The organism is Pseudonocardia sp. (assembly GCF_025965585.1).
Lineage (GTDB): Bacteria > Actinomycetota > Actinomycetes > Mycobacteriales > Pseudonocardiaceae > Pseudonocardia.
The window spans coordinates 1-8,880 of sequence record NZ_JAOPWR010000253.1; the positions used below are offsets into that span (position 1 = coordinate 1).

General features: G+C 73.2%; 11 protein-coding genes. 6 read left to right on the forward strand and 5 right to left on the reverse strand.

Features of this window, described 5'->3' with window-relative positions; all coding sequences use genetic code 11:
- Positions 1-954 (forward strand): phosphotransferase family protein (locus tag JWR81_RS16375; RefSeq protein WP_297652749.1); only part of this gene is annotated, 954 nt, incomplete at its 5' end.
- A 208-nt stretch (positions 955-1,162) separates the two neighbouring features.
- Positions 1,163-1,744: an NADPH-dependent FMN reductase gene (locus tag JWR81_RS16380; protein WP_297652751.1), complete on the forward strand. Its 582-nt coding sequence runs from the start codon at positions 1,163-1,165 to the stop codon at positions 1,742-1,744.
- A 36-nt stretch (positions 1,745-1,780) separates the two neighbouring features.
- On the opposite strand, the gene JWR81_RS16385 is transcribed toward JWR81_RS16380, so the two are convergent.
- Complete coding sequence (locus JWR81_RS16385) at positions 1,781-2,164, reverse strand: PPOX class F420-dependent oxidoreductase (protein ID WP_297652754.1); 384 nt, start codon at positions 2,162-2,164, stop codon at positions 1,781-1,783.
- 36 nt (positions 2,165-2,200) lie between these two features.
- Positions 2,201-3,523, reverse strand: coding sequence for a cytochrome P450 (locus tag JWR81_RS16390; RefSeq protein ID WP_297652757.1), 1,323 nt, complete (start codon positions 3,521-3,523; stop codon positions 2,201-2,203).
- A gap of 114 nt (positions 3,524-3,637) precedes the next feature.
- Here JWR81_RS16390 and JWR81_RS16395 point away from each other — a divergent pair, with 114 nt between their 5' ends.
- Positions 3,638-4,492 carry a metallophosphoesterase gene (locus JWR81_RS16395; RefSeq protein ID WP_297652760.1) on the forward strand — a complete coding sequence of 285 codons (855 nt, stop codon included), beginning with the start codon at positions 3,638-3,640 and terminating at the stop codon, positions 4,490-4,492.
- Here JWR81_RS16395 and JWR81_RS16400 read toward each other — a convergent pair.
- Positions 4,446-4,739, reverse strand: a complete 294-nt coding sequence (locus JWR81_RS16400; protein ID WP_297652763.1) for a hypothetical protein — start codon at positions 4,737-4,739, stop codon at positions 4,446-4,448. The genes JWR81_RS16395 and JWR81_RS16400 overlap by 47 nt on opposite strands.
- 20 nt (positions 4,740-4,759) lie before the next feature.
- Positions 4,760-5,014 carry a type B 50S ribosomal protein L31 gene (locus JWR81_RS16405; RefSeq protein WP_297652766.1) on the reverse strand — a complete coding sequence of 85 codons (255 nt, stop codon included), beginning with the start codon at positions 5,012-5,014 and terminating at the stop codon, positions 4,760-4,762.
- Between the two features lie 78 nt (positions 5,015-5,092).
- On the opposite strand from JWR81_RS16405, the gene JWR81_RS16410 reads away from it, so the two are divergent.
- From JWR81_RS16410 to JWR81_RS16420, 3 genes are all read left to right on the forward strand, one after another.
- On the forward strand, positions 5,093-5,476 hold the full coding sequence (locus JWR81_RS16410; RefSeq protein WP_297652769.1) for a hypothetical protein: 384 nt from the start codon (positions 5,093-5,095) through the stop codon (positions 5,474-5,476).
- A 56-nt stretch (positions 5,477-5,532) separates the two neighbouring features.
- Complete coding sequence (locus JWR81_RS16415; RefSeq protein ID WP_297652772.1) at positions 5,533-6,531, forward strand: lipase; 999 nt, start codon at positions 5,533-5,535, stop codon at positions 6,529-6,531.
- Positions 6,532-6,645: 114 nt separating this feature from the next.
- Positions 6,646-7,926, forward strand: a complete 1,281-nt coding sequence (locus tag JWR81_RS16420) for a glycosyltransferase (RefSeq protein WP_297652775.1) — start codon at positions 6,646-6,648, stop codon at positions 7,924-7,926.
- Between the two features lie 3 nt (positions 7,927-7,929).
- On the opposite strand, the gene JWR81_RS16425 is transcribed toward JWR81_RS16420, so the two are convergent.
- On the reverse strand, positions 7,930-8,754 hold the full coding sequence (locus JWR81_RS16425) for a bifunctional 2-polyprenyl-6-hydroxyphenol methylase/3-demethylubiquinol 3-O-methyltransferase UbiG (protein ID WP_297652778.1): 825 nt from the start codon (positions 8,752-8,754) through the stop codon (positions 7,930-7,932).
- Positions 8,755-8,880 lie beyond the last annotated feature (126 nt).

Below are 8,880 nucleotides of genomic sequence, written 5' to 3' on the forward strand. Positions count from 1 at the left end.
GTGGCCGTCGACCGGATCTCCGGCGGCCACTCGAACCTCACCTACCGGATCACCGACGCCGCGGGCACGGCATGGGCGCTGCGCCGGCCGCCGACGGGGATGGTGCTGGCCACCGCGCACGACATGAGCCGGGAGTGGCGTTTCATCTCCGCCCTCGCGCTCACCCCGGTGCCGGTGGCGCGGCCCGTCGGGTACTGCGCCGACGCTGGCGTGATCGGCGCGGAGTTCTACGTCATGGGTTTCGTCGACGGCGAGGTGCTCGGTGACGAGGACTCCGGCCACCGCCTCGACCCCGGTGACGTGCGGCGCACCGCGGCCCTCGACACCGTCGACGTGCTGGCCGACCTCCATGCGGTCGAACCCGACGCCGTGGGCCTCGGCGACCTGCGCCGGTCGGGCGGCTACCTGGAGCGACAGCTCAGGCGCTGGCACCGGCAGGTGCACGAGTCGGCGGTGCCCGGCCTCGCCGTCGTCGACGCAGCCCACGAGCGGCTCGTCGCACGGGCTGCCACGCTCCCGCCGTCCGACGTCCGGATCGCGCACGGCGACTACCGGCCCGGCAATCTGTCCTTCGGCCCCGACGGGCGGGTGCGGGCGATCTTCGACTGGGAGCTCGCCACCCTCGGCGATCCCCTGGCCGACCTCGGCTGGCTGCTCGCCTCGTGGGGACGGCCCGGTGACACCGCGCCGCCGACCATCGCGGGGCCCAACCGCGTGGGCGGCTACCCCGACGGCGACGAGCTGGTGGCCCGGTACGCCGAGCGCTCCGGCCGCGACGTCTCCGAGCTGGACTTCTACGTGGCTTTCGCGCGCTGGCGGTCGGCCTGCATCGGCGCGGGCGTCTACAGCCGCTACGCGGGTGGGGTGATGGGCGCGGACGAGCCCGACCGGGGAGCGGCCCGCCTGAAGTCCCTGCACGACCAGGCCGAGGCGGCCCTGGAAGCCCTGACCTGAGACCCTTCCCGGCCCGCCCGACGGCGCTGATCAAGGCGCCGAGCACCGTCCACTGCTCCTGCAGGGCTTCCGCACGCTGGTCGACGCCCTGCACACCGAGCTCGCCCGCGAGGGGCATCCCGACGCGCGCCGTCACGGCTGAGGGCGGGTTCCGCCTGGACGTGCCCGGCTGGTTCGGCGGCGGGAGCCAGGGGGGATCATTGAACGCGTGAGCAATCCCCTCCTGCAGATCATCGTCGGCAGCACCCGCCCCGGCCGCGCCGGCCTGTCCATCGCCCACTGGATCGAGAAGGCCGCCGTCGAGCACGGCGCGTTCGACGTCGAGCTGGTGGACCTGGCCGAGGTCGGCCTGCCGCTGCTCGACGAGCCGAACCACCCGCGGCTGCGCCAGTACACGAAGGACCACACGAAGGCGTGGAGCGCGACCGTCGACCGTGCCGACGCGTTCGTCGTCGTGATGCCCGAGTACAACCACAGCTTCAACGGCGCGCTCAAGAACGCCATCGACTTCCTGTTCCACGAGTGGGCGCACAAGCCCGTCGGGACCGTCAGCTACGGCGGGGTGGCGGGCGGGATCCGCGCGGTGCAGCAGCTCAAGCCGGTGCTGGCCGCGCTGTCGATGGTGCCGATGGTGGCCGCGGTGCCGATCCCGTTCTTCGCCCAGCACCTGTCCGGCGAGGGCGACGAGCGCACGTTCACCCCGAACGACGAGGTGGCGGCCGGCGCCACGGCGATGCTCGACGCCCTGGCGGGCTGGATCCCGGCGAGCCGGACCCTGCGCGCGGGCTGAGCTGTCGGACCCTGCGCGCGGGCTGAGCTGTCGGGCTCAGTCCGGCGTGATCGCAATGCCCGCGCTGGAGGCGGTGCCGCGCCGCAGTGCGCTGAGGGTGGTGAGCAGCTTGCCCGTCGCCCCGTACTTGACGCGGACGGCGGCGCGCACGCGGGCGGCGCCGTCCGCGTCAAGCAGGCGGGCCGTCCCGTGCACCGCGGGTCCCGTGGCGCGGCCGCGCCGGTCGCACACGGCGAGGGTCACGGTGTCGTCGCGGCGGATCCGCGTGACCTTGCCGGTCGCGGCTCCGGTCCAGACCCCGAGGCCGTCGGGCACCGCCGCGACCCACACCGGTGTCGACACCCCGCTCCCGTCCTTGCGGAACGTGGTGAGTGCGACGAACCGCGCGTCGGCGATCTGCTCGGGGGCCGAGAGGGTCATGATCCGACGATAGCGCCGGCGCCACCCGGCCGACGGTCAGGCGCTGATGGTGGCGGGGGACAGGCGGACCGGCATCGCGTCGTACCCGCGCAGCACGCGCGTCGGGCGACGGTGCGGCGGGCCGGCGGGCGCGAGGTCGGGGAAGCGGTCGAACAGCGCGCGCAGCCCGACCTCGCCCTCCATCTTCGCCAGGCCGGCGCCGAGGCAGTAGTGGATGCCGCTGGAGAACGCGATGTGGTCGCCGGCGTTCTTCCGCGCGACGTCGAAGCGCTCGGGGTCGGTGAACACGTCCGGGTCGCGGTTGGCGCCGCCGAGCATCACGACGACGGCCTGCCCGGCCTTGACGGGCTCGCCCGCGGCCACCGTGTGGCGCCGGGCCATGCGGCCGGTGCGCTGGACGGGGGAGTCGAGGCGCAGGATCTCGTCGACCGCGTTCGGCCACAGCGACGGGTCCTCCCGCAGCACCGCGAGCTGGTCGGGGTGGGAGGTGAGCAGCGCCGCACCGTTGCCGATGAGGTTGACGGTGGTCTCGAACCCGGCTGCGAGCAGCAGCATCGCGATGCTGGTCAGCTCGTCCTCGGTGAGCTTGCCGTCCTCGCTGTGGGCATGCACCAGCGCGGAGAGGATGTTGTCGCCGGGGTGGCGGCGGATGTGCTCGAAGTGGCCTGTCATCCAGTCCTGAAGCGCCTGGATGTCGCGCTCGGAGCGGGAGAAGTCCTTCCACGACAGCCCGGCGTCGAGCGACAGCGCGGCGCCCGCACCCCACTCGAGGAACTGGCGGCGCATGTCGAGCGGCGCGCCCAGCATCTCGGCGATGACCGTGGCCGGCAGCAGGCTGGCATAGTCCTCGATGAGGTCGGCGCGGCCACCCGCGGCGGCCAGCCCGTCGAGCAGCTCGGCGGCGATGCCCTCGGTGCGGGTGCGCAGCCCGGCGACGGCCTTCGCGCTGAACGCACGGGTGACGAGCTTGCGGTAGCGGGTGTGGTCGGGGGCGTCGGTGGAGAGCATCGACGGCGGCTCGGCCGGGCCCAGCGGCCCGCGGCCGCCGGCCTTCACCGCGTACCGGAACGCGGCGGGAGCGCGCCCACTGGGGCCGCCGACCACGCCGAAGTCGCCGCCGCGCAGCACCGCGAGCGCGACGTCGTGATGCGCCGTGTTGAGCACGACGCCGTTGTCCACCAGCCGGCCGCGGGCGCGCAGGTCGTCGTAGTGCGGGAAGGGGTCGGCGTTGATCGCGGGGTCGATCATCAGCGCGGCCGTCGGCTCGCCGGCCTTCATCCGCTGCCCCATGGCCCGCTTGACGAGCCCGTGCCGCAGGCCCCACCGGATACCGCGCCGCACGTCCGCCAGTCCCGCCATCGTCGGCCTCCCGCTCTACTTACCACTGGTAACCCACAGTCAAGCTACCGCCGGTAGCCTCGTTCGGCCACCCCGTTCCGCGCGCGGCCGTGGGGCATCGGGTACCACTGGTCCGTGACCTCCCCGCGGCTGCTGGCCGTCAGCGACCTGCACGTGCGCTACCCCGAGAACCGGGCGATCGTCGACGCGCTGAGCCCCACCTCCGACGGCGACTGGCTGATCGTCGCGGGCGACGTGGCGGAGCGGACCGAGGACGTGGCCGAGGTCCTCGGCTCGCTGCGGCGGCGCTTCGCCCGGGTGATCTGGGTGCCGGGCAACCACGAGCTGTGGACGCGCACGAAGGACCCCGTGTCGTTGCGCGGGGAGTTCCGCTACCGGCACCTCGTCGAGAGCTGCCGGGCGATGAACGTGCTGACGCCCGAGGACGAGTTCCCGGTCTGGGAGGGGCAGGACGGACCGGTCGTCGTCGCGCCGCTGTTCCTGCTCTACGACTACTCGTTCCTGCCCCAGGGCACGACGACGTCGGAGGAGGGCCTCGCGGCCGCGTACAAGGCGGGGGTGGTGTGCACCGACGAGCACCTGCTCTTCCCCGAGCCCTACGCGACGCGCACCGAGTGGTGCCACGCGCGGGTGGAGGAGAGCAGGCGCAGGCTCGACGCGATCGACCCCGCGCTGCCGACGGTGCTGGTGAACCACTGGCCACTCACGCGCCTGCCCACGCGCGTGCTGCGCCATCCGGAGTTCGCGCTGTGGTGCGGCACGGAGGCCACGGCCGACTGGCACGTCCGCTACCGCGCCACGGCGGTCGTGTACGGGCACCTGCACATCCCGCGCGTGATCCACGAGGACGGCGTGCGCTTCGTCGAGGCGTCGCTGGGCTACCCCCGGGAGTGGAAGAACCGCGAGGAGCGCTTCCGGCGGGTCAACGATCTCCTCCCGCGCCGAGTTCTCCCCGTACCGGGCGGCTGACGGCCTCTCGCCGCCCGGTACGGCACCGCGACCGAACCGCGAACCACACCATCCACACGCCCGGCCCGCTGCCCAGCAGGATCGCGGTGGCCAGCCAGCCGTGCCGGTAGAGGACGCCGGCCACCACCCAGCCGGCCAGCCAGATCACCATCAGCACGAGCCGGACGCGCATCATCCGGCGGTGCACCACGATCAACGGCTCGCGCATGTCGGTGACGACGACGGGCGGGCTGCGGCGTGGGCGCACGCGCGGGACGTTACGCCAGGTCAGCGCCCCGCGCGGGCTCCGTAACGGCGGCGGAACTTCTCCACCTGGCCCGCGGCGTCGAGCACACGGGTGTTGCCGGTCCAGAACGGGTGCGAGAACGCGGTGACGTCGACCTTGATCACCGGGTAGGTGTTGCCGTCCTCCCACTCGATCGTCTCGCGGGAGGTGGCCGTCGAGCGCGTCAGGAAGGCGTCGCCGGTGGCGCGGTCCTGGTACACGACGGGCTCGTACGTGGGGTGGATGGCGGGTCGCATGAGGTCTCCCTGAGGTCGTCCCGGGCTGTTACCGTTCTCCCTAACGATAACGGTTTTCGTTTCATTCCGGAGGTGGACATGCAGGAGGATGCGGGTTTCACGGCGGTGGTGTGCACCGCGCCGGGCTGCGGGGTGGGTGATCCGGCGACGGTCGCCGGGCACCTCGTCGACGTCGTGAGGGACGCCGTCGGGTCGAGCCGTCACGGCGTGATGGTCGCGACGGGGTGCCTCCTCGGGGCACTTGCCTGCCGGTTCAGGCCGGCGGCGCCCCTGCTGCTCGTCCAGCCCTGCGACACCGCCCGCAGGCCGACGGCGCCCGTGCTGCGGATCGGGCCGTTGCGCACCACCGTCGACGTCGACGCCGTGGGCGGCTGGTTGTGCACGGATCGCCTCGATCCCCGCCTGCTGCCCGCCCACCTGCTGACCCTGCACCGCCGGGCCGCGGCCGCTCCACCCCATTGAGGCGCATCCTCGACGCAGATCCCTCGTTTGCATGATCGACGACGGGGAGGGCAACGATGCGCAGGTCGGTCATGGTCGGGGTGTTCACGGCGGTCGCGGCGCTGGCGGGAGCGGTCGTGGCCACGCCGGCACTCGCCGACACCGGACCAGGCCTGAGGGTTCCGCAGGCCGCGCTGGACGCGAGCCTGACCTGCTCGCACCCCGCCGACCCGCAGGGCACGCCCGTGCTCCTCGTCCCGGGCACCGCCCTGACGCCCGCGCCCAACTTCGACTGGAACTACGAGCGCGCCTTCGACACCGAGTCCCGGCCGTGGTGCGCGGTGGAGCTGCCCGGCAGCGGCCTGGGCGACATCCAGGTCTCCGCCGAGTACGTCGTCAACGGGATCCGGACGATGCACGACGACTCCGACGGCCAGATCGCCGTGGTCGGCTACAGCCAGGGCGGGATGCTGCCGCGCTGGGCGCTGAAGTACTGGCCCGACACCCGCGGCATGGTGAAGGACGTCATCGGCATCGCCCCGTCCAACCACGGTACGGTCGACGCCGACGCGCTGTGCGCGACCGTCTGCGCGCCGTCCATCCGCCAGCAGACGCCCGCGTCGAACTTCCTGACCACCCTCAACGACGGCCCGGAGACGTTCGCGGGGCTGGACTACACGGTGGCCTACTCGTTCACCGACGAGGTCGTCGTGCCCAACGCGCCGCTCCCGTACCCGAACTTCGGCCCGTCCACCAGCTCGCCGCTGCGCGGGGGCGCCGGCGCGGTGGCGAACATCGCGGTGCAGGACATCTGCCCCGGGCACGTCGCCGACCATCTCGCGATGGGCACGTTCGACCCGGTGGCCTACGCGATCGTCGCCGACGCGCTCGACCACGACGGCACGGCCGACCCGGCCCGGATCGACCGTTCGGTGTGCACGACGGCGTTCATGCCGGGCGTCGACCCGGTCACGTTCGCCGGCGAGTTCGCGCGGTTCACCGCCGCGATCGGCACGGCTCTGGCGACCTCGCCGAAGACCGCCACCGAGCCTCCGACGGCCGCCTACACCTCCTGACCCGGCGACGGAGCGTAGGCTCCTGAGAGACCCACCTCACACTCTGTAGGCATCTCTGCAGGTCGGTTCTTCCTTCACAGCGTGCCCACAGTTGCGTTGAGGAGAGTCGGAGCCATGACCTTGATCGCGGCTGACACGCACTTGAGCCCCTCTCCCGAAGGGCCGTCCCCGACCTCGGCCCCGGTGTGGGTCGGTCAGCTCGACGTCCGCCGTCCGATCGAGGCCGTCGAGGTCGCCCGCACCTTCGGCTCCGCGCTCCTGCTGGTCACCGTCGACGGCGTGCCGTCGGGCCAGATCAGCGTCCCGCTCGCGGACGGCCACGCCTCCGCCGACACCATCCGCGCCACCGTGCTCGAGGAGATCGGCGAGGCCCTCGATCACACGCCGCTCCCGCTCGCCCCGGTGCGCTACGCCCTCACGGTGGTCGTGGCCACGCGCAACCGGCCCGACAGCGTCGCCCGGTGCGTCCGCAGCCTGCTGCGCAGCACCCACCAGCAGCTGACGGTGCTCGTGGTCGACAACGACCCCGACGACGACCTCACCGCGGGCGTCGTGCGCGACATGGACGACCACCGCGTCGAGTACGTGCGCGAGGACCGCCGCGGCACCTCGGCCGGACGCAACCGCGGCCTCGTCGAGGCGGTGGCGCGCGGCGCCCGGTTCGTCGCGTTCACCGACGACGACGTCGAGGTCGACCCGGGCTGGGTCGGCCGGATGGCGTCCGCGCTGGCCGAGCCCGACGTCGCCTGCGTCTGCGGGCCCGTCATGGCGGCCCGGCTGGACTCGCCCGCGCAGCGTGACGCCGACGCGGCGCTGGGCTGGCGGAAGGGCTTCGCCCGCCGCCGGTTCTCCCTCGCCGAGCCGCCGGAGGACTCCCCGGTCTTCCCGTTCTCGCCGGGCCTGTTCGGCGTCGGCGCCAACATGGCCGTCAACGTCGCGGTGGCCACCGAGCTCGGCGGGTTCGACCCGGCGCTCGGCCCGGGCACCCCCGCGAAGGCCGGCGAGGACTGCGAGTTCATGGTCCGGCTGGTCCTGGCCGGGCACACGCTGGCCTACGAGCCGTCGGCGTACGTGTGGCACCACCACCGCGCGTCGGGCGACGCGCTCGCCGGCCAGCTCGACGGCTACGCGCTCGGCCTTGGCGGCTACCTCACCAAGATCATGCTGGACCCGGTGGGTCGCGCCGCCGCCCTCCGTCGCATCCCGGCCGCGCTGAACCGGCTGCGCTCGATCGGCGACCGCGAGACCGCGGCCGAGTCCACCGGATCGGCCGGCTCGCACCAGCTCAAGACCCTGGTGACCGGCCCGCTCGCCTATCTGTCGGCCCGCCGCGCCGTGCGCCGCGCCGGTGGCACCGTGCCGCCGCTCGTGGCGTCACACCCCGCCGGCCACTGATCCTCAGGTCTTGATCGCCTGCAGCGTGTAGCTGTGGGGGAGGCGCTCCGGCCGGTCGGCGAGGCGCCACTCCTTCAGCTCGGTCCGCTCCATCCGGCCGGGCAGCGCCTCCCACGGCACGCTGTCGTGCTCGACGAACGCGGTGAGCGTCATGCCCTCGTCGAGCAGCGCGGTGATGATCTCGCCGAGGCCGTGGTTCCAGCTGTGCGACACGGTGTGGGCGAACTCCGTGTCGATCTCCACGTAGGAGCCCTGCTCGTCGAACACCAGCGGCTCGGACGTCTCGACGTAGGGGTGGCCGACCACCAGGTCGTCGGTCTTCGTCTCGTCGATCGCCCACAGCATCGGGTGGCCCTCCCGCAGGAACAGTCGCCCGCCCGGCTTCAGCAGGCCGGCCACCACCCCCGCCCAGCGTCGGACGTCCGGCAGCCAGCACAGCGCGCCGATCCCCGTGAAGACGAGGTCGAACCCGCTCGGCGGCAGCACGTCGAGGGCGCCGTAGACGTCGGACTCGACGAAGTCGACGTCCGCGCCCACATCGGCCGCGAGCCTGCGGCCCTCGGCCACGCCGGCGGGGGAGAAGGCGAGGCCGGTCATGCGCGCACCGAGCCGCGCCAGCGAGATCGTGTCGGTGCCGATGTGGCACTGCAGGTGCACGCCCCGCAACGCCCCGACGTCGCCGAGCCGCGGCACGTCGAAGCGGACGACGTCGCTGAGGAACGTGGGGTCGCTCAGGAACCGGTCGCGGGCGTATCCCGGCGATGCGGCATGTGCAGGGGCCCGCTCGTCCCAGTTGGCGCGGTTGACGGAGAGGTAGTCGGCGTCCACAGGTCGGACCGTAGCGCCGCGGTGGGCGCGGTGCCCTCGGATTGCGGGCCGACGAACCGCCGCTCGAACGTGCGTGCCCGCTGGCTGAGCGTGGCGCGGTGGCGCGGTGCGACCACGAGCGTGCGG

What these genes read in the sequence shown, in the direction of transcription:
- JWR81_RS16385 (WP_297652754.1), bottom strand. Translation starts at nt 2,164, where the DNA reads ATGACCCTCTCGGCCCCCGAGCAGATCGCCGACGCGCGGTTCGTCGCA.
- JWR81_RS16390 (WP_297652757.1), bottom strand. Translation starts at nt 3,523, where the DNA reads ATGGCGGGACTGGCGGACGTGCGGCGCGGTATCCGGTGGGGCCTGCGG.
- JWR81_RS16415 (WP_297652772.1), top strand. Translation starts at nt 5,533, where the DNA reads ATGCGCAGGTCGGTCATGGTCGGGGTGTTCACGGCGGTCGCGGCGCTG.
- JWR81_RS16405 (WP_297652766.1), bottom strand. Translation starts at nt 5,014, where the DNA reads ATGCGACCCGCCATCCACCCCACGTACGAGCCCGTCGTGTACCAGGAC.
- JWR81_RS16410 (WP_297652769.1), top strand. Translation starts at nt 5,093, where the DNA reads ATGCAGGAGGATGCGGGTTTCACGGCGGTGGTGTGCACCGCGCCGGGC.
- JWR81_RS16420 (WP_297652775.1), top strand. Translation starts at nt 6,646, where the DNA reads ATGACCTTGATCGCGGCTGACACGCACTTGAGCCCCTCTCCCGAAGGG.